Source organism: Nocardia sp. NBC_00881, from assembly GCF_045207455.1.
Classification (GTDB): Bacteria; Actinomycetota; Actinomycetes; order Mycobacteriales; family Mycobacteriaceae; genus Nocardia.
On record NZ_CP108798.1, the window covers coordinates 3,359,487 to 3,379,492 of the forward strand.

General features: G+C 67.4%; 14 protein-coding genes. 6 read left to right on the plus strand and 8 right to left on the minus strand.

The annotated features are described in order from the left end of the window. Positions 1-86: 86 nt before the first annotated feature. Both OH799_RS13760 and OH799_RS13765 read right to left on the minus strand, forming a co-directional pair. Positions 87-1,838: an acyl-CoA dehydrogenase family protein gene (locus OH799_RS13760; protein ID WP_406280218.1), complete on the minus strand. Its 1,752-nt coding sequence runs from the start codon at positions 1,836-1,838 to the stop codon at positions 87-89. A gap of 413 nt (positions 1,839-2,251) precedes the next feature. Then, positions 2,252-4,009 carry a proline--tRNA ligase gene (locus tag OH799_RS13765; RefSeq protein WP_406280221.1) on the minus strand — a complete coding sequence of 586 codons (1,758 nt, stop codon included), beginning with the start codon at positions 4,007-4,009 and terminating at the stop codon, positions 2,252-2,254. A 58-nt stretch (positions 4,010-4,067) separates the two neighbouring features. Here OH799_RS13765 and yaaA point away from each other — a divergent pair, with 58 nt between their 5' ends. Beyond that, positions 4,068-4,811, plus strand: coding sequence for a peroxide stress protein YaaA (gene yaaA / locus OH799_RS13770; protein ID WP_406282089.1), 744 nt, complete (start codon positions 4,068-4,070; stop codon positions 4,809-4,811). A gap of 143 nt (positions 4,812-4,954) precedes the next feature. Here yaaA and OH799_RS13775 read toward each other — a convergent pair whose 3' ends face one another. After that, complete coding sequence (locus OH799_RS13775) at positions 4,955-8,470, minus strand: protein kinase domain-containing protein (protein ID WP_406280223.1); 3,516 nt, start codon at positions 8,468-8,470, stop codon at positions 4,955-4,957. 472 nt (positions 8,471-8,942) lie between these two features. Between OH799_RS13775 and OH799_RS13780 the strand changes: the two genes are divergently transcribed. Further along, complete coding sequence (locus OH799_RS13780) at positions 8,943-10,433, plus strand: CoA-acylating methylmalonate-semialdehyde dehydrogenase (RefSeq protein ID WP_406280225.1); 1,491 nt, start codon at positions 8,943-8,945, stop codon at positions 10,431-10,433. A gap of 77 nt (positions 10,434-10,510) precedes the next feature. Beyond that, entirely contained in the window at positions 10,511-10,924 is a 414-nt protein-coding gene (locus OH799_RS13785; protein WP_406280227.1) for a PPOX class F420-dependent oxidoreductase, read from the plus strand. Between the two features lie 18 nt (positions 10,925-10,942). Here the strand turns inward: OH799_RS13785 and OH799_RS13790 are convergent, their stop codons facing one another. Together OH799_RS13790 and cobA are read right to left on the minus strand one after the other, a co-directional pair. Beyond that, positions 10,943-12,403: an MFS transporter gene (locus OH799_RS13790; protein WP_357270624.1), complete on the minus strand. Its 1,461-nt coding sequence runs from the start codon at positions 12,401-12,403 to the stop codon at positions 10,943-10,945. 180 nt (positions 12,404-12,583) lie between these two features. After that, on the minus strand, positions 12,584-13,858 hold the full coding sequence (gene cobA / locus OH799_RS13795; RefSeq protein ID WP_406280229.1) for a uroporphyrinogen-III C-methyltransferase: 1,275 nt from the start codon (positions 13,856-13,858) through the stop codon (positions 12,584-12,586). Positions 13,859-14,097: 239 nt separating this feature from the next. Between cobA and OH799_RS13800 the strand changes: the two genes are divergently transcribed. The 3 genes from OH799_RS13800 to OH799_RS13810 all read left to right on the plus strand — a co-directional run bounded on the left by OH799_RS13800 (position 14,098) and on the right by OH799_RS13810 (position 17,073). Continuing rightward, positions 14,098-14,556 carry a nucleoside deaminase gene (locus OH799_RS13800; RefSeq protein ID WP_406282092.1) on the plus strand — a complete coding sequence of 153 codons (459 nt, stop codon included), beginning with the start codon at positions 14,098-14,100 and terminating at the stop codon, positions 14,554-14,556. Between the two features lie 286 nt (positions 14,557-14,842). After that, the gene (locus OH799_RS13805) at positions 14,843-15,973 is read left to right on the plus strand and encodes a phosphotransferase family protein (RefSeq protein WP_406280231.1); all 1,131 of its coding nucleotides are present in this window, start codon (positions 14,843-14,845) and stop codon (positions 15,971-15,973) included. After that, positions 15,964-17,073, plus strand: coding sequence for a hypothetical protein (locus OH799_RS13810; RefSeq protein WP_406280233.1), 1,110 nt, complete (start codon positions 15,964-15,966; stop codon positions 17,071-17,073). Before OH799_RS13805 ends, OH799_RS13810 begins: the two co-directional genes overlap by 10 nt. A 348-nt stretch (positions 17,074-17,421) precedes the next feature. On the opposite strand, the gene OH799_RS13815 is transcribed toward OH799_RS13810, so the two are convergent. The 3 genes from OH799_RS13815 to cobO all read right to left on the minus strand — a co-directional run bounded on the left by OH799_RS13815 (position 17,422) and on the right by cobO (position 19,964). Continuing rightward, positions 17,422-17,796, minus strand: a complete 375-nt coding sequence (locus OH799_RS13815) for a cobalamin biosynthesis protein (protein WP_406280235.1) — start codon at positions 17,794-17,796, stop codon at positions 17,422-17,424. After that, positions 17,783-19,252, minus strand: a complete 1,470-nt coding sequence (locus OH799_RS13820; protein ID WP_406280237.1) for a cobyrinate a,c-diamide synthase — start codon at positions 19,250-19,252, stop codon at positions 17,783-17,785. Before OH799_RS13820 ends, OH799_RS13815 begins: the two co-directional genes overlap by 14 nt. 97 nt (positions 19,253-19,349) lie before the next feature. After that, a complete protein-coding gene (cobO, locus tag OH799_RS13825) occupies positions 19,350-19,964 on the minus strand; it encodes a cob(I)yrinic acid a,c-diamide adenosyltransferase (RefSeq protein ID WP_357270569.1) in 615 nt (204 codons plus the stop codon). Positions 19,965-20,006 lie beyond the last annotated feature (42 nt).

The following is a 20,006-nucleotide window of genomic DNA, read 5'->3' on the forward strand; positions in this document are numbered from 1 at the left end:
GAAAGCCATTGGGCCACATATGTTTGTCGGCGTTCGCGGAGTCCCGGATCAGCTCCGGGACCACCGCTTACCTCGAACCTCGGTCCCTATGGGCGCATTTCGTAGGCGCCGTCGTAGGTTGCGACCTCGGCCCACACGCGGTCGAACCGTGGCCGGTCCGCAACCGGCGGGCGCAGCGCGGACGCGGCCCACCCCTGCTGGCCGGGGGTTGCGGACGGCTTGCCGTAGAGCGTGGTGGCGTAGGTGTTGAAGTCGCGGACTTGGAAGTCGAAGATCTGGTCGATCAGGTCGCGGTCCAGGCCGGTGATCGCAGCCTGCTCCAGGATCAGCTGGCCGTAGACCACCAAGGAGAACAGGTGGCCGATGGTCAGCATGAAGTCCAGATCCTTCTGCTGCTCGGAGTCGGGCGCCGCGATGGTCAGCAACGTGCGCAGCTCCTGCGCCTGCTCGTAGAAGCGGCCGACGTTGGAAATGTCGGCGTGCTTCTCGTACACCGGAGTCCAGTCCGCGAACTGCACCTTGCCCGCGCCGCGGGCCGGGCCCTGCCGCCAGAAGAAGTCGTCGTCGGCCGCGTCTTGCCGGGTGCCGATCTCCGGGTAGTCCTTCGGGTTGAGGAGATAGTTCGGCATGAACTTCAGGATCTGGCCGACGTTCACGTGCACTGTGCCCTCCAGCCGCGGCAGCGTGTTGATCAGCCGCTGTACCTCGGCGAAGTACGTGCTCTTTTCGAAACCTTTGGCAGCCAGCACATCCAGCAGCAACGTCATGACCGTCTCCCCCTCAGAGGTCACCTTCGACTTCGTCATCGGGTTGAACAGCAGGTATCGGCGGTCCTCCAGGCTCGCGCTGCGGAAGTAGTCGACGGCGCGGTCGCTGAATAGCTTCATCGCGACGATGCGCGCGTAGGCGTCGACGAAGTTCGTGCGCACGTGCGGGAAGTCGGTGACCGGATTGCCGTACAGGATGCGGTTGTCGGCGTGCGTGATCGCCTCGTAGAACGAATGCTCGACCATGCCGATCCCGCCGTGGCAGAGGTTGAACTTGCCCACGTTGACGGTGTTCAGCGCCGCGGAGAACGCCTCAGGGCCGGTGTGCAGGATATCCCCGGCGCGCACCGGGTAGTTCTCCAGGCGAAAGGTGCTGACGTACATCTGCTGGTGCACGACGTTGCCGAGCAGGCGGTAGTTCTCGTGCCGGGAGTCGGCGGCGAACCACACGTATCCGTCCGCGCCTTCGATGTCGGCGCGCCGAGAGAAGACCGACACCATACTCGCCACGTTGCCGTTGCCGATGTAGTACTTCTCGCCGTTGGCGCGGAACAGGATTCCCGCCTCGGCGTCGGCGCTGCCCGGCTCGGTCGGCGTGAGAACCAGATCCGTGTTGTAGATATCGGCACCGTGCGTCTGCTCGGACAGGCCGAACGCCATCACCTCGCCGGCGGCCAGATCGGCGGCGGCGCGCTTCTTGGCGTCCTCGTTATCGCTCTGCCAGATCGGGCCGAGACCGAGGATGGTCACCTGTTCGGCGTACCAGTAGGCCAAGCCGTAGAAGCCGAAGATCTCCGACAGCGCCGCGTTGCGCGCCGCGTCCCAGCGCCGGTTCGGATCGCCGTCGGCGTAGGCGGCCGGGGTCAGGAAGGTGGCGAACAGCTTTTCCTTCCTGACGAAGTCAAGGAATTCCGCAATCCACACCGCGTTCGCGTCGTCGGCGAGCAACCGCTGCTTGCCGCGCCCCTCGAACCACTCGATGGTGGCGCGCAGCAACCGTCGCGTCTCGACGTCGAACTGCTGCGGATCATAGGTGGCCGGGTTGAACAACCGCGCGTCGCTGTTTGCCATGCCGGTTAACTTACCAGCGAGTAATCCCAGCGTTTACCAGGTATGCGGATTTCTGACCAGCAAATTCACACTACGCCTGCAAGCGTAGCCGCCGCCCGATTTGTGGCATCGCACCCCCCTTTGAGCGGTCTGCCGGGCCGCATCCCGCCCGAGTGGCCACAAGGCGAACGACCCCCTGACGCAAAGCGTCAGGGGGTCGTCGGAACTCCTGATTTCGTAAGCACATGGGTAACTCACCGGGTACGCCCAGAACCCGAGCGGCACCCAACGCAGGACCTGAACGCAACTTTCCCCACACCTGACTAGTACGGCCTGAAGGCCCGGAGAGGCGGAACAGCACCCAACGCAAGACCTCAACGCAACTTTCCCCACGCCTGACTGGTACGGCCTGAAGGCCCGGAGAGGCGGAACAGTCAGCGACGGGCTTTGGCCACCACCGCGTCCACGGCCGAGGCGGCGGATATCTCTTCCGCCTCGCCGGTGAAACGGTCGCGCAGCTCGACCTTGCCCTCTGCCCAGCCGCGGCCGATGACCAGGACCAACGGCATGCCGAGCAGCTCGGCGTCCTTGAACTTGACGCCGGGCGAGGCAGTGCGGTCGTCGAAGAGCACATCCAAGCCGTGGGCGTGTAGCCCGGCCACCACCTCTTCGGCCCCCGCACGAGCCGCGTCGTCCTTGTTCGCGATGACGACGTGCACGTCGTACGGCGCGACCTCGGCGGGCCAGCGCAGCCCCTTGTCGTCGTGCTGCTGCTCGGCGATCACCGCGACCATGCGCGAGACGCCGATGCCGTAGGAGCCCATGGTGAGCCGCACCGGCTTGCCGTTCTCGCCCAGCACGTCGACCTCGAACGCGTCGGTGTACTTGTTGCCGAGCTGGAAGATGTGGCCGATCTCGATGCCGCGGGCCGACACCAGGGTGCCGCGCCCGTCCGGTGAGGGATCGCCGTCGCGGACCTCGGCGGCCTCGATGGTGCCGTCGGGCGTGAAGTCACGACCGGCGACCAGGCCGACGACATGCTTGCCCGGCTGGTCGGCGCCGGTGATCCAACTCGTCCCGGTGCCGACGCGGGGATCGACCAGGTAGCGAACACCATTGGCCTGCAACGCCTTCGGTCCGATGTAGCCCTTCACCAGGAATGGGCTCTCGGCGAAGTCGGCTTCGGTGAGCAACTCGACCTCGGCCGGTTCGACCGAGGCGCCAAGGCGCTTGTCATCGACCTCTCGATCGCCGGGGACCCCGATGCCGAGGATCTCGGTCTTGCCGTCCGGGTGGCGCAGCTTCACCATGACGTTCTTCAGTGTGTCGGACGCGGTGACCGGGCGACCGTAGCGCTCGGCGATGCCCGCGCTGTTGGCCCAGTCGACCAGGGTCGCGATGGTCGGGGTGCCGGGGGTGTCGTACACGACGGCCGCAGGCTGTCCTTCGATCGGCAACGGCGCGGGAGCCGACGTGACCACCGCCTCCACATTGGCCGCGTAACCGGATTCGAGGCAGCGCACGTAGGTGTCCTCGCCGACGGGGCTGTCGGCCAGGAACTCCTCCGACGCGCTGCCGCCCATCGCACCCGAGGTTGCCGCGACGATGACGTACTTGACCCGCAGCCGATCGAAGATGCGCTGGTAGGCCTCACGATGTGCGTCGTAGCTCGCCTTCAGTCCGTCCTCGCTCAGATCGAAGGAGTAGGAGTCCTTCATGACGAACTCACGCCCACGCAGGATACCCGCGCGGGGGCGCTCCTCGTCGCGGTACTTGGTCTGGATCTGGTACAGCATGACCGGAAGATCCTTGTAGGAGCTGTACTCGCCCTTCACGGTGAGCGCGAACAGCTCCTCGTGGGTGGGGCCGAGCAAATAGTCCGCGCCCTTGCGGTCCTGCAATCGGAAAAGGCCGTCACCGTACTCGGTCCACCGGTTGGTGGTCTCGTACGGGTCCCGCGGCAGTAGCGCGGGCAGCGAGATCTCCTGGGCGCCGATCGCGTCCATCTCCTCGCGCACCACGTCCGCGACCTTGCGCAGCACTCGTAGGCCCAGCGGCAACCACGAGTAGACACCTGGGGCGACGCGGCGCACATAGCCGGCGCGAACCAAGAGTTTATGGCTGGGCACCTCGGCGTCGGCGGGATCGTCGCGGAGGGTTCGCAGGAACAGGCGGGAGAGGCGGGTGATCACGGAAGCACAGGGTAGTCGCCGACGGGATGCTGTTGACAGCGCATTACCGTATTGGTTCGTGCTGGTGCTGCTGCCTCCTTCCGAAACCAAATCCGACGGCGGCGTGGGCGCGCCCCTCGCACTGGACACCCTGGCTATGCCGCAGCTCACAGCGGTGCGTGCGCGCTTGGTCGATGAAGTGGTGCGGCTGGCGGCCGACCCGGACAACGCCCGCTCGGCGCTGGGGCTCGGCAAGGGGGCTGATGGCGAGATCGCCCGCAATGCGGCGTTGCGCACGTCACCGACCCGGCCCGCGCTGGAGCGCTACACCGGCGTCCTCTACGACGCGCTCGACGCGGGCTCGTTCACGAAGGTCCAACGAGCCAAGGCGTATGCCCGGCTCGGTATCGGCTCAGCCCTGTTCGGCGCGATCCGCGCGGGTGACCCCATTCCCGCCTACCGGCTCTCCGGCGGCTCCAAACTGCCTGGACTGCCGACCCTTTCAGCGGTCTGGCGCGACGCGCTTGCCGAGGCGTTGCACGCCGAGGCCGCGGGTGAACTCGTAGTCGACCTGCGCTCCGGCACCTACCAGCAGCTGGGCCGCGTTCCGGGCGCCATCACCGCGAATGTGCTCACCGAGCACCCCGACGGGTCCCGCACGGTGGTGAGTCACTTCAACAAGCACCACAAGGGCCTGCTGGCCCGCGCCCTCGTGCTCACCAGGGCCGAGCCGACCGACGTCCGCGGCGTCGCACGGGTGGCGGCGAAGGCCGGGTTGCGAGCCGAGATCGCCTCGCCCACTGAACTTCTCGTCATCACCTGAGCGCGGTCGCGGTCCGATCGTCCGGTCACCGACGGGCGGCCGACCTCGGCGAGATCGTCGGCGTGGTGAACGCGGCGGCGTTCCGGCGGACGGTGCGGAACCAGAGCACCCGCCGCTCGCTGCGCGGATCTTCCCGACAACCACTACCGCTGGTCGGCCTCCTCTGGTGCGCGTGAAGCCGGAGGAGGCCGTTGTGGGTCGTCCAGGACCACTGGGAGGAAAGTGTGTGAAATCCTCGGCCAGTTGTGATGCCACTGGCCTTCACGCAGATCGTGTTCCAGAGCATGAAGCAGGAGTGTGATCCACGGGCCTTCGTCGCGCAGTGGCCGGATCAGGCCGGTGTCAGCACAGGTCGCGACGACCGGCACGAGTGCGTTCTTGGCGTCGTCGGTCTGTCCGGCCGCCGCAAGGCAGGAGGCGAGCAGCAGTTGGGCGTGTAGCGCCGCTCGTGGGCGGCGAGCGGCGTCGATGGAATTACGCAACCGTGTGGCCCGTGCGCAGGCGGCGGCGATCTGGGCCGGGATCTGGTCACGTAGCAGCACGCGTATCGCGGAATCCTCGATCAGTTCGCCGGTCAGGATCGCGATGCCGTTGTCACCCGTTGCCATTGCACGGCGGCCGGCGCCTGCCTGGTCGGGTGCTTCTACGGCCGAGGTTGTGGTGGTCGTGAGTCCGAGGCGGACCCGCTCGTTGGTGATTCGCGCGGCAAGTCGCGGCACGGCAAGCGTTCTGGCGGTCCTCGCGCCTTTGTCCAGGCGTCGCGCCGCGGCATCGAGATCACCACGCAGTGCTTTGATCCGGGCGCCGGTCGCATAGGTGGCCATCATGAATTCCACCGGGCCGCCTTCGACTCCGACACCGCTGACTTCATCCAGCAGTTGCTCGGCCTCATCGAGCTGATCGCGTTCGTAGAGCAGCTCGCCGAGCAGCGCATCAGCCAACGCCGGGTAGGACTGGTAACTGGAGGAGCTCCTGGCGATCTTGCGAGCCTTGCGGAAACTGTGTTCGGCGGCGGAGACGTCGAGCTGTTCACGGGCCACGAGACCTAACAAGCTGTGGTTGATTATCTGGCTGAACGTTCCGCCGATCTGCTGCTGGTAAGGAGCGGCCCAGTCGAACCACGCATGCACTTGATCGAACTCGAAACGGCGGAAGGCCAAATACGCTGCGGTGCTTGCCGCAGCACCCAGTGCCCACGGGCTCAAAGTGTCGGTTCTGGACAGGCAATCGGCCACTACAGCGTCTACGCCCTCGAGATGGTCGCTCATCGCGCGCCCGGCGCTCTCGATGAGGGCTGCTTCGGCCGCGAGATCCGAATCGGGCCCCTCGATCGACGCGCCCGCGAGCCGCAGTGCTGTGTTCAGCTCGGCGGGTCGACGCAGCAGCGTATATGTCCAGGCGAGCGCGAGTTGCAGACGCGGACGGGTTGCCGCGAGCGGCGGCGGAAGCTTCGCGACCAGGCCGAGCAGCGTCGCGAACTGGGCATGCGCGACGTGGTCCATGGCCCGCTTCTCAACGAGGTCCACTGCGTGTTCGCCGTCGCCGCAGGCGAGGGCGTGATCGATGGCCTCGCTGATCATCCCGTGCTCGCCGAACCAGGTGGCGGCAGTGCGGTGCAGTTCGTCCACTTGATCGGGGCGGTCGCGCGCGAGCCGCTGACGCAGGAATTCCACGAACAAGTGGTGATAGCGGAACCATTCCCCATCCTCGTCGATACGGCGCAGGAACAGATTCCGCCGCTCGATGTTTTCCAGCAGCGCCTGCCCGTGCCGCTGCCCGGTCAATGCGGTGGCGAGGTCACCGCAGATCTTTTCGGGCAGGGAGGTCTCCAGCAGGGCAACCAACAGCGCCGGATCCGCCGTGTCGAGCACGTTCTCGGCGAGGTACTCGGCGATAGCGTGATGGCGTCCCGATATGTGGCTGATCAATGTACCGGGGTCGTGGTGTCCGCGCAGTGACAGCGATGCGAGCTGCAATGCCGCGACCCAGCCTTCGGTGCTGTCGCGCAACTCCGCGACCTCACCGTCATCCAGGGACAGACCACCCAGCTCCACCAGAAATGAGCCCGCCTCGAGAGCGTCGAAACGCAAAGCACTGGAATCGATCTCGACGAGCTCATTGCGAACACCCATAGTCGCCAGCGGCAAGCCCTCCGACGATCTGCTGGTGACGATGATCTGCAAATGGTGGCAACCGTTCTCCAGCAGGAACCGCAGGGCGGCAGTGGCGGCGGGATCGGAAATCCGATGCCAATCATCGATGACCACGGCCACACGTTCGTGGTGCTCATGGATGTCGTTGATCAACGTGGTGAGCACATAGCGAGTTGCCTCCGAACCTTGCTCCTCGAGCATCCGGCCCAGCTCGGGCACCAGCGCCGGACGCACCCGGTGAATCGCCTCGATCAGATGCAGCAGGAACCACACGACGTTGTTGTCGTCGCGATCGGCGTTCAACCACGCGACCGCCACCTGCTGCTCCTCGGCAAGGTGTCCGGCCCACTGCGCGGCCAGAGTGCTTTTACCGAACCCGGCGGGAGCGTGGATGACAGTCAGTCGCGGTCGGGAAGCGGTCCGTAATCGATCGATAAGTCTGCCGCGATGCACCAACGCCCGCGCGGACATGGCCGGGCGGAACTTTGTTTCGGGGGTGGGCGGGGTCGTGGTCCGCCGGAATGACGGTGACCGGCCGGTTGGAGCCGATCCCGGTGCGCCGATGTCCTCCACAGACGACGTCAGGTCGCCGTGGTCGTCGGTGCGCACCGTCATATCCTGCACCGGCATACCGTGGGACTTCTCGACACCGCGCAGCAATTCACCGAACTCGGCGGCTGACGCCGGGCGTTCCGCCGGGTTGTGCGACATACTCGCCTCGATGGCGGCGCAGAGGTCGTCGGGCATGCCATCGGGCCGCAGATCCGGCAGCGGCTCGGCGGCGATCCGCAGGAACTGCGCGACCACCTGCTCGCCGGAGCGGCGCTCGAACGCGGCATGGCCGGTGATCATGCAGAACAAGGTGGCGCCCAGACCGTATACGTCGGACGCGACCGACGGGTTTCCGGATCGCAATACCTCGGGGGCGGTGAACGCGGGCGAGCCGGTGATCACGCCGGTGGTCGTCTCGAAACCACCCTCGATGCGGGCGATCCCGAAGTCGGTGAGCTGTGGCTCGCCATAATCGGTGAGCAACACATTTCCCGGCTTGATATCACGGTGCAGAATTCCGGCCCGATGCGCCGTCTCGAGGGCGCCGGCCATTTTGATCGTGATACGGATTGCGTCGTCGAGCGGCAGGCGTCCCTCTCGGCGAATACGGTCTTCCAGCGAGCCGTGGGAGTGGTACGGCATGACCAAGTACGGGCGTCCGGTGCGGGTGGTACCGACTTGGAGGATGTGCACGATGTTCGGATGGCCGGACAATGCGCCCATCGCTTGCTGCTCGCGCAGAAATCGTTCGACGTTTTCCGGCTCGAGATCCGCCGTCGCAAGCAGGATCTTGACCGCGACGTTGCGGTTCAGCGCCCGCTGCGTACAACGGTAGACCACCCCGAAACCTCCCCGCCCGATCTGTCGCGGGGCGTCGAGACCGGTGCCCTCCAGCTCTCTATCGATGTCTGGAGGCCGGTCACTCTGCGTCGCGAATGGGTCCTGGTCGGCCATCGTCTTGTCTGTGTCGGGCGCCGCGGTGCTGCCGCGCTGCCTTCCCAGTTTATGCCCGGCGAACCACCGAACCCGGGCAGATCGGAACCAGGAGGCAACTGTCGCGACGGCTGTAGCAGGTCACCGCTCCCGAATGCTCCATATCCGGGAGCTGACGGCGGTCGGCCCATAGCTTGTCGCCCGCCGTCTGTTCGGCAGCTCGCTGACGTGCACCCAGCGTATCGGCCGAACCAGCGATCCCCCGCCGACCACCTCGGGTTCACCGGCGTGGACCACCGACATCGCCAACACGTCGGCCACCGAGGAAAGCGCCGACGAATCGCAATACACGGCGCGAAATCACCCACAGACCGTCGAGTCATCGGGAAGGCTTGATCAGAGTGGTATCAGCGACTTCGCGCCGCCCGAGGGAGCCACCGCACGTGGCGACGAGAGACGGCACCGCCCACGCTCACGATCGAATCGAGGAGATATGCAGACCATCGCGCACTGGCTCGACGGCAAGACTTTCGCGGGCACCAGCGAGGCGACGACACCGGTGACCAACCCGGCGACCGGCGTGGTGACCGGGCAGGTCGCGCTGGCGAATGTGGCGGACACCCGGGCGGCCATCGATTCGGCGGCCGCGGCATTCCCGGCCTGGCGGGACACTTCGCTGGCCCGGCGCACCCAGATCCTGTTCCGCTTCCGCGAACTGCTCAACGAACGTAAGAAAGAACTCGCACACCTGATCACGGCCGAACACGGCAAGGTCCTGGCCGATGCCATGGGCGAGGTGAGCCGCGGCCTGGAGGTCGTCGAATTCGCCTGCGGCGTGCCGCATCTACTCAAGGGCGGCTACACCGAGAATGCCTCGACGAAGGTGGACATCTTTTCCCTCCGCCAACCGCTGGGCCCGGTCGCGGTGATCTCCCCGTTCAATTTCCCCGCAATGGTGCCGATGTGGTTCTTCCCCCTCGCCATCGCCGCGGGCAACACGGTGGTGCTCAAGCCCAGTGAGAAGGACCCGTCGGCCTCGCTGTGGCTCGCCCAGCTGTGGGATGAAGCAGATTTGCCCGCAGGGGTTTTCACCGTGCTGCAGGGCGACAAGGTCGCGGTCGACGAGCTGTTGGACAACCCGGGCATCAAGGCCGTTTCGTTCGTGGGCTCCACGCCGATCGCGCGGTACGTCTACCAGCGTGGCACCACGGCCGGTAAGCGGGTGCAGGCGCTCGGCGGCGCGAAGAATCACATGGTCGTGCTGCCGGACGCCGATCTGGACTCGGCCGCCGACGCCGCGGTGAACGCCGGGTTCGGCTCCGCGGGCGAGCGATGCATGGCGATCAGCGTGGTGGTCGCCGTCGGCAGCGCGGCCGACGAGCTGGTCGGCAAGATCGCCGAGCGGGCCGGGACCATCAAGACCGGCGACGGCACCCGTGCGGCCGACATGGGCCCGCTGGTCACCCGCGCACACCGTGACCGGGTCGCGGACTACATCGCGGCAGGCGAAACCGCCGGTGCCACAGTGGTTCTCGATGGCCGCGGCGTCGAAGCCGACGGCGCGGCCGACGGGTTCTGGCTCGGACCGACGATTCTCGACCACGTCGACACGGATATGAGCGTTTACACCGACGAGATCTTCGGCCCGGTCCTGTCGATCGTGCGGGTCGACAGCTACGACGACGCACTCGCCTTGGTCAACGCCAACCCTTACGGCAACGGCACCGCCCTCTTCACCAACGACGGCGGCGCGGCCAGGCGCTTCCACAACGAGGTGGAGGTCGGCATGGTCGGGATCAACGTGCCGATCCCGGTACCCATGTCCTATTACAGCTTCGGCGGCTGGAAGAACTCGCTGTTCGGGGACGCGCACGCGCACGGCACCGACGGGGTCCAGTTCTTCACCCGAGGCAAGGCGGTCACCACCCGCTGGCTGGACCCGAGCCACGGCGGGCTGAACCTCGGGTTCCCGCAGAACAAGTAGGTCGCCGACGAGGTGATGTCCGGTTTCGGCCGCACCTAGCGGGAATGCCCTGGCGCACCGGATTGTTCGCTCAGAACGTGACCAGTACCGCTGTTCTTTCCGATGATCTGAAGAAGTACCTGGACGAGGAGCGCGTGTTCGCCACCGCGGCCACGATCGGGCCGAACGGGCAGCCGCACCTGACCGTGATCTGGATCAAGCGCGACGGCGACGATCTGTTGTTCTCCACCACCACCGATCGCCAGCAGGGCAAGAACCTCGCACGCGACCCGCGGATCACGGTGCTGATCAACCCACCGGACAACCCCTATGTGTACGCGGAGATCCGCGGCAACGCGACGCTCACGCCGGATCCGGACAAGTTCCTGCCCGACGAGCTTTCACTGAAATACACCGGCCAGAAGTATCTGGATTTCAACCCCGCCTCGGCGCACGACGGACCGCGGGTTATCGTGCGGGTGACACCGCGTAAGGTCGCCGGCCGGCTGTAGTCCGCGGACCCGGTGGTCTCAGGCCTGCTGGGCCTCTTCCTGCGCGTGCTGCGCCAACGCCAGCTGTTGCGGGGTGAATCGCAACGTCAACGCGACCAGTCCCGCCGCGAATGCGATCAAAGCGCACACGAACAAAACCAGGGTGTAGCCATTGCCCAGCGCGGCGATCTCGGCGGGCGTCATACCCGCAACCTTGCCGGTGCGGCCGCCGAGTGAAAGCGTGCGCGAGGCGGCGATCGGCGTAAGCAGGCCGATGGCGACCGGCGTGGCGAGGTTCATGAACATCTGCCCGACCGCGGCCAACGGACCGATGTTCGCCGGTGGCACGCCGACCAACACACACAGCGGCGCGAGCACCATGGCCATGCCGACGCCCAGACCGATCACGACCAACAGGGGCAGCAGCGTCGCGAAGTACAGCACGTCTCCGTCGAGGGTCGAGCCGAACAGCAGCCCGAGGCCGAGCACGAGGGCCGCGCCCGCGAGTAGCCAGCGCGGCGCGATGTACAACGCGGCCTTGGATGCCAGCGCGCCGCCGATACCGATGCCGACAGTGAACGGGATGGCCGCGACGCCCGCCTTCAGCGGGCCGTAGCCGATCACGTTCTGCATGAACTGGGCGACGAAGAAGGTCATCGCGCCGAGTACGCCGCCGGCCAGGAAGATCAGCAGAAAGGTGGCGACGCGGTCGCGGCTGTCGAACAGCGACCACGGCAGCAGTGGGTCTTCCACCCGCCGCTCCAGTGCGACGAAGACGATCAGCAGCACGACACCCGCGATGAGTGAACCGATGATGGCCGGGTGGCCCCAGCCCATCTCGGGGCCCTCGGTGGCGCCGAACACGATGGCGGCGCAGGCGAGGGTGCCGAGCACCGCGCCGGGCACATCGAGCGACGAACGGTGGTGTTCTGTGTCGGCGAGCTTGTAGACCGCGCCGAGGATGATCAGCGCGCCGATCGGAACGTTGATCAGGAAGATCCACCGCCACGACAACTGGGTCAGCGCGCCGCCGACCACCAGGCCACCGACCGAGCCGATACCGACCATCGACCCGACGATCGCGATCGCTTGATTGCGCGCCTTGCCCGGCGCGAACGTCGTTGCCACGAGGGCGAAGGCCGTCGGCGCCGCCACCGCCGCGCCCGCGCCTTGGAGCGCGCGCGCCGCGAGCAGCATGGCCTGGTTCTGCGCGAGCCCGCAGGCCAGCGAGGCGACGGTGAACAGGACGACACCGAGGACGAGCATGCGTTTGCGTCCGAAGGCGTCGCCGAGCCTGCCGCCGAGCAGCATCAGACCCGCGAAGGTGAGCCCATAGGACGTGACCGTCCACGCGCTGCCTGCGCTGGACAGCCCCATCTCTTCCTGCAGCCGGGGCAGCGCGAAGATCACCACCGTACCGTCGAGGACGACCATGAGCTGCAACCCGCTCAGTACGAGGATCGCGAGCCCGAAGGCCCGCTGCGTCACCGGATACTGCATCGTCGCAGCGGGATTCTGGAGCACAGTGAGCCACTGTAATTGATGCAGCCACCGCCGCCCGCGCCACGGGACCCGGTGCGAAGGCCATGGACCACGATCGGGCACCGCCGACCGAACTCGATCAGCCACCGCTCGAGACGTCCGATTGCCAGCGGATCGACTCGGCCCGCCGCTGGCGCGCTACCCGGCAGCGGAGTCGGCGTGCGATGCGGCGGAGTCGGCCGAGAATCCGGCGGTCGGTCCGATCACCACGATCGCGGGCGGCCGGATGCCTTCCGCCCGCACCCGTGCGGCGACCGTGCCGAGATCGGCGCGCAGCACACGCTGGGTGCGCAGCGTGCCCTCCTGGATGACCGTGGCGGGCGTGTCGGACGGGCGACCACCTTCCTGCAGCACGGTGGCGAACTGCTCGATCCGTTCCACCGCCATCATCAGCACGAGGGTGCCGCGCAATCTGGCAAGCGCGGGCCAGTCGACCAGTGAGTCCGGATGATCCGGAGCCACATGCCCGCTCACCACGACGAACTCGTGGGTGACGCCGCGATGCGTCACCGGAATCCCCGCGACGGCCGGCACCGCGATGGGGCTGGTCACGCCGGGCACCACGGTGACAGGCACCCCGGCATCGACACACGCCTCGAGTTCCTCGTAGCCGCGTCCGAACACGTACGGGTCGCCGCCCTTGAGCCGCACCACGAACTTGCCCGCCTTCGCGCCCTCGACCAGCGTGCTGTTGATCGCCTCCTGCGCCATCGCCCGCCCGTACGGGATCTTCGCGGCGTCGATCACCTCGACCTCGGGTCCGAGTTCGGCGAGCAGCTCCGGCGGGGCAAGCCGGTCGGCGACGACCAGATCGGCCCTGGCCAGCAGCCGCCGCCCGCGCACGGTGATCAGGTCGGGATCGCCGGGCCCGCCGCCCACCAGCGCGACACCCGGCGCGATCGGCGTCGAATCATCGGTCACCACACCGGATTGCAGTGCTTCCAGCAGCGCGTTGCGGACCGCGGCGGAACGCCGGTGCTGCCCGCTCGCCAGCACGCCGAGCGTCAGTCCGTCGTAGCGCGCGGTAGCCGGGGTCACCGCGGTGCCGAGCCGGGCGATGTCGGCGCGCACACAGAAGATCCGTCGCCGGGTCGCCTCCGCGACGACCGCCGTGTTGGTCTCCGGCTCGTCGGTGCAGGCGATCGCGTACCATGCGCCCTCGAGGTCTCCGTCGGCATACCCGCGCAGCGTGACGGAGATCTGGCCGGAGATCGCCATCGCCTCGACCGCGGGCGTGACCGCACGGCTCACCACGTGCACGTGGGCGCCGGAGGCGATCAGCAGTCCGAGCCTGCGCTGCGCCACCGAGCCACCGCCGACCACGACGACACGCCGCCCGTTCAGATCGAGCCCGACCAGGTAGTTCGGGTCGCCGGTGGGCTGGTCCTGCGTTGCGTCTGACGTGTTCGGCACAAGTTTCGAGCCTACGGCCTGTCCGCACGCCCCCATCAATCGACCGCGCCCCGAATCCAACCGCGCCTTGGCGAGCCGAACAGCGAGTCGAACACGCCAGTCCGCGTCGTCGCCGTGGAACCGGGCGGCACCAGCGTCGGCTGCTTCGCGGCCCAGCCGTGCGGACGAACTGTACGTTGCGGCCGGGGGTGGCTTGCTTGGACAGTGGACGTATGACGCAGGTGACATCGGCCCAACAGCTGCTAGAGGTGGCATACGACGAAGCGCTGCGCGGGCTCGCCGAGGGCGGGATCCCGATCGGCGCCGCCCTGTTCGACGCGGATGGCACCCTGCTCGGACGCGGCCACAACCGCCGGGTGCAGTCGGGCGATCCCAGCGTCCACGCCGAGACCGACGCCTTCCGCGCGGCGGGACGGCGACGCGACTACGGTTCCACGATCATGGTGACCACGCTCTCACCCTGCTGGTACTGCAGCGGTCTGGTTCGCCAGTTCGGCATCGGCTCGGTTGTAGTGGGGGAAGCGCGGACCTTCTCCGGCGGGCACGATTGGCTCGCCGAGCACGGCGTTGCGGTGACCGTGCTGGACGATCGCCGCTGCATCGACCTGATGACCACCTTCATCGCCGAGTATCCGGCGCTGTGGCATGAGGATATCGGCGTCGCCGACGGAATCGAGGGCTATGAGCACCGGAAGTAGGCTCGATCCACCCTGCCCGACGCAGCGTTCGCCGCGATAGAAGCGCCGAACGCTCGCATGCCGGCCCCTTCGACAGCTCGAAGCAACGCCGCACCAGCGTTCCGTGCCCGCCCATGAATGCGGACCTGCCGGCCGGTTGCGGGCTTGCCGGCCCGCGGATCATTTCGAGGCGCCGCTGCCACCCAGTGGGCCGGTTTTCCGCCCGCCATGAGACTGGAACGCGTTACAGTCTCATATCCCAGCGCGTCGCGGGTCTGGGGTTCCTGCGTCAGGAGGATTCTCAACGATGACCGACGATCCCGATCCGGCACAGCGACAGCAACTGACCGTCAGCGAACGCGATCTCGACATACTCGCCGAGGACCTCGCGCGCTGGCTGGATTCGAAGGTTTCCGCCGACCGTCCGCCGCGGATCTCAGAACTGTCGCGCCCGCAGTCCGGTGGCATGTCCAGCACGTCGATCCTGTTCGACGCCGAGTGGAGCGTCGGAGGCCGAGGGGAAAGCGGGTCGTTCGTCGCGCGGATGGCGCCCGAAGCCGGATCGTTCCCCGTGTTCGAAACATACGACCTGGCGACCCAGTACCGGGTGATGGCGGGCGTCGCCGCCGCCACCGACGTGCCGGTGCCCGAACTGTGCTGGCTGGAGAACGATGAAAAGCCGCTCGGCGCACCGTTCTTCGTGATGCGCCGGGTCGACGGCCGAATACCGACGGACAACCCGCCGTACGTGTTCGTCGGCTGGCTGTTCGAGGCCGGCCCCGCGGAGCGCCGCCGCCTCACCCACAACACCGTCGAAGTGATCGCGAAGATCCACGACATCCCGGATCCCGCCGCGCGTTTCCCGATGCTGAGCGGACCGGGCCGGTCGCTGCACAGGCACGTCGCTGCGCAGAAAGCCTGGTACCGATGGGCGCTCGCGGATGACGGCTTCGAGATCCCGCTCATCGAGCGAACTTTCGCATGGCTGGCGCAGCACTGGCCCGCCCAGCCCGGACCAGACGTGCTCAGCTGGGGTGACGCACGCCCCGGCAACATCATCTACCAGGAGTTCGACCCCGTGGCGGTGCTGGACTGGGAGATGGCCGCGCTCGGGCCGCGCGAACTCGACTTGGGCTGGGTGATCTTCATCCACCGGTTCTTCCAGGACCTCGCCACTCGCTTCGGGCAGCCCGGCCTCCCCGACTTCCTGCGCCGCGACGACGTGGTGACGAAATATCAGGAGCTCACCGGGTATATGGTGCGCGACCTCGACTTCTACCTCGTCTACGCCGCACTGCGGCACGCGATCGTCATGGCCAGGGTGAAGCGCAGGATGATCCACTTCGGCGAGGACACCGACACCCCCGACCGCGACGATTACGTCATGCACCGCACCAGCCTGGAAGCGCTGCTCGACGGAACCTACGAATGGGACTGACCATGCCTGTGCCGTTGGACGAATACCCGATCCACCAGACTCCGCTGTCGCTGGCCCGAGTGGCCAGCAGTGACCGGAACTTCTACGACCGCGCCTACTTCAACGCCCACGACCGCGACGGTGGCACGCTGCTGATCACCGGCCTCGGTGTGTACCCCAACCTGGGGGTGATCGACGCCTACGCCGCCGTCCGGCGCGGTGACACGCTGCGGGCGGTGCGGTTCTCCGACGCGCTCGGCGCACGCAGCCTCGATCAACGCGTGGGCGGCTACCGCGTCGACGTGCTCGAGCCGCTGCAACGCATCCGGGTGGTGTGCGAGCACGACGAGTTGGGCTTCGACCTGACCTGGACCGGCGCCTTCCCCGCCGTGCAGGAACAGCCGCACCTCATGCTCACCGGCAACCGGCCGATCATCGACGCGTCCCGGTTCGCGCAGACCGGCTCATGGGCGGGCACTCTGCACATGGACGGCGACGACATCGCGGTCGACCCGATGGTGTGGACCGGGACCAGGGACCGCTCGTGGGGCATCCGTCCGGTCGGCGAGACGGAGCCGCCCGGACGCGCGGCTACCGAGCCGTCCGGTGGTTTCTGGTGGCTGTATGTGCCGCTGCGGTTCGAGGAGTTCGCTGTGGTGGTCATCGTGCAGGAGGACCCGGATGGCAGGCGCACGCTCAACGACGCGACGCGGATCTGGCCGGACGGACGCACCGAGCAACTCGGCTGGCCGCGAATAACGATCGAATATCGTTCCGGGACAAGACTTCCCGTCGCGGCCCGGCTGTCCATGACCACACCGGACGGCAAGCCGCTGGAAATCGAGATCACACCGGGCGTCGGTGTCCCGCTGCACGTCGGCTGCGGCTACGGCGGTGACCCCGACTGGCAGCACGGCCAATGGAAGGGCCGAGACTGGGCCTCCTCCAGCCGATACGACCTCACCGACCCGTCCATCGTCGCCCGTATCCCGTATGGCGTGATCGACCACGTCGCACACGCCCGCTGCGGCGAAGCCGAAGGCTGGGGCCTGTTCGAGCACGCCAGCATCGGCCGCCACGACCCCACCGGCTTCCCCGACTGGGGCGCGGTCGCACCGTAAGTCGATGCGCCGACGTAGTCGGTCCGCCGGACCCACTGCGCTCGGCCCGGCGGTCGGGAGGCTGCCCACCACGCCGATCACGCTCTACGGACACCGGGTCGTTGTAGCACTCCTTGCGTAACTGGTACACATCTCGTCGAGCCTCGTCCAGTGCGAGGTACGTCGTTTCGGCCCGCGGATCGGCGACCTCGACCGTCCAGCCGCTTGCCCCGTGGAGCCGGCACGTCGTCTCGACCGGAGGCGGTGTGCACCGCGACCGAAGACGAGTCGGCGGCGCTGCCGGGACGAGGTCGGCCAGGTCGGGGTGAGCACGCGCATTCGATCAACCGAGCGCAGGCCAGAGCCGCGCTACCTCGGGTGGCCCACGCGCGCCGCCGCGATCACTACACCCTGCACGACCCGCTTGCGCACCACCAGCGGCCCGCCATCGGCGGCGAGGACAGCGGCGGCCTCGGCGACGCTTGCCGTCGCGACCGCCTCCAGTGTCCGGCTCGCCGGATTGGGGACATCGATCATCGCCAGGTCGGCGGCGGAGTAGGGCATGACCGGCACACCCAGCTCGGCGGCTACGGTACGCAGGCCAGGGTCCGCCGCGCGTTGCTCGAGCGTGGCCAAGCATCCGATCACCTTGTCACCCAATGTTTCTCGGAGCGCGGCGCGGATGCGATCGGCCGAAGTCCGTGGCCGAAGTCCGATGCCGACCACGAGTTCAGCAGACGGCACGAGAACTCGCGAATTCCGCCGCGGCGGTAACGAAACGAGCTACGGCTTCGGGGTTTCCGGCGGGATGGGTATGCAGGTACGAGGCGTGCACATGCCGGACCAGCGCACCTTCACGGATGCGCTCACCGTCGGCGCCGTGCCAACCCCACGCCGAGGCGGCCGACGGCGCCGACACCAGGCGGGTCCGATGGAACTCGTGCCCGCGCACCCGCTCCCCGGCCCGCCACAGCGGGGAGTCGGCCAGCGCCACAGCATCTCGGTAACCGAGGGTCAGGCGCGGTCCGAACTCGGCGTCGGCGGCCACCACGCCTGCCATGGGGTGCCCGTCGAGAGAACGGGTCAGATAGAGCAGCCCAGCGCATTCGGCGTGGATCGGCATTCCCCGCCGGGCCGCCTCGGCCACCGCCCCCAGCAGTCCGGTATTGGCGGCCAGCTCTGCGGCATGCTCCTCCGGAAACCCGCCCGGCAATACCAGCCCAGCAGTGCCGGTGGGCAATTCGTCTCGTAGCGGATCGAACACGACCACCCGCGCGCCTGCCGCCACCAACAACTCCCGATGCTCCGCGTACCCGAAAGTGAACGCCGCCCCACCCGCGATGGCAATCGGTGGGCCCACTTGGTCGACGACATCGCGGGCGACCGCGCCGTGGGTGTTCCCGGCGGATGCCTTGGAATCACCAGGACCATCGCGGTCGGTACCGACGGATGCCTGGTAACCGTCGAGACCGCGCACGGCGGCAGCGGGTTCCCATGCCGGGCCGGTGGTCGACGATCGGGCCAGCGCCGTGATCGCGGGCAAATCCACGTGGGCGGCCACGAGTTCCGTCATCGCGGAGACCGCTGCCGCTGCTGCGGCACCGTGTTCCACCGCGGGAATCAGCCCCAGATGTCTGGAGGGGACTTCCAACTCGGCCATCCGCGGCAGCGACCCGAGCACCGGCAGACCGACACGATCGCACGCCGCGCGCAGCACCAGGTCGTGCCGCGCGCTGCCGACCCGGTTCAGAATCACCCCGCCGAGCCGGACCCCGCTGTCGAAGGTGGCGAACCCGTGGAGCAGCGCGGCCAGGCTCTGACTGTGACCACGGGCGTCCACTACGAGCACCACCGGCGCACCGAGCAGGCTCGCGACCTGCGCCGTCGATCCCTCCGCCACCGGCCCGGAGTGATTCGGGTCGATCCGCCCGTCGAACAGCCCCATCACGCCCTCGACCACCGCGAGATCACACCCCTGTGCCCCATGCCGATAGAGCGGCACAACACGTTCCGCCCCCACCAACACGGGATCCAGATTTCGTCCCGGCCGCCGCGCCGCCAACCCGTGATACCCCGGATCGATGTAATCCGGCCCGACCTTGAACGGTGCCACCCGATGCCCCACGCGCCGCAACGCCCCCACCAGACCGGTAGCCACCGTGGTCTTTCCACTCCCCGAAGCCGGAGCCGCAACCACCACAGCCCTCACCTCGACCACCCCTCCGGGGCGAGTGGCACACCATGGCTGGGGCTGCTCGCGAGTTGCCCCAGCGTGGTGCCACTCAATGGAGTGGGGGTTACCATTCGATGCCTCTTTGGCCTTTGCGACCGGCGTCCATAGGGTGTTTGATTTTGGTCATTTCGGTGACCAGGTCGGCGGCTTCGAGGAGGGGTCGTGGAGCGTCGCGACCGGTGATGACGACGTGTTGGTTGCCGGGACGGGTTCGGAGAGTGTCTACCACTTCGGCGACATCTATCCAGCCCCACTTCAGGGGGTAAGTGAATTCATCCAGGACGTAGAAGCGGTGCTGTTCCGCCTTCAGACGCCGGGCTATTTCCTGCCAACCCGCGAGCGCGGCCGCAGCATGGTCCTCGTCGGTGCCCTGTTTGCGGGTCCACGACCAGCCTTCCCCCATCTTGTGCCACTGGACTGCCCCGCCAGCGCCGGTTTCCTCGTGCAGCTTGCCCAGGGCGCGGAAGGCCGCCTCCTCCCCTACCTTCCATTTGGCGCTCTTCACGAATTGGAATACCGCGACGTCGAACCCTTGGTTCCAGGCCCGCAGCGCCATCCCGAACGCGGCTGTCGACTTACCCTTGCCAGGTCCGGTGTGCACCGCGAGCACCGGCTGATTGCGTCGCTGTCGCGTGGTCAGCCCGTCGTCGGGCACGGTTTCCGGAACGCCCTTGGGCATCGAATCTCCTTGCTACTGTTCGGCCCACCATGAACCCGACTT

Excerpts from the sequence above, each read along its gene's own strand:
- OH799_RS13810 (WP_406280233.1), top strand. The coding sequence starts at position 15,964 with ATGGGACTGACCATGCCTGTGCCGTTGGACGAATACCCGATCCACCAG.
- OH799_RS13780 (WP_406280225.1), top strand. The coding sequence starts at position 8,943 with ATGCAGACCATCGCGCACTGGCTCGACGGCAAGACTTTCGCGGGCACC.
- OH799_RS13760 (WP_406280218.1), bottom strand. The coding sequence starts at position 1,838 with ATGGCAAACAGCGACGCGCGGTTGTTCAACCCGGCCACCTATGATCCG.
- cobO (WP_357270569.1), bottom strand. The coding sequence starts at position 19,964 with ATGCCCAAGGGCGTTCCGGAAACCGTGCCCGACGACGGGCTGACCACG.
- OH799_RS13805 (WP_406280231.1), top strand. The coding sequence starts at position 14,843 with ATGACCGACGATCCCGATCCGGCACAGCGACAGCAACTGACCGTCAGC.
- OH799_RS13790 (WP_357270624.1), bottom strand. The coding sequence starts at position 12,403 with ATGCAGTATCCGGTGACGCAGCGGGCCTTCGGGCTCGCGATCCTCGTA.
- OH799_RS13775 (WP_406280223.1), bottom strand. The coding sequence starts at position 8,470 with ATGGCCGACCAGGACCCATTCGCGACGCAGAGTGACCGGCCTCCAGAC.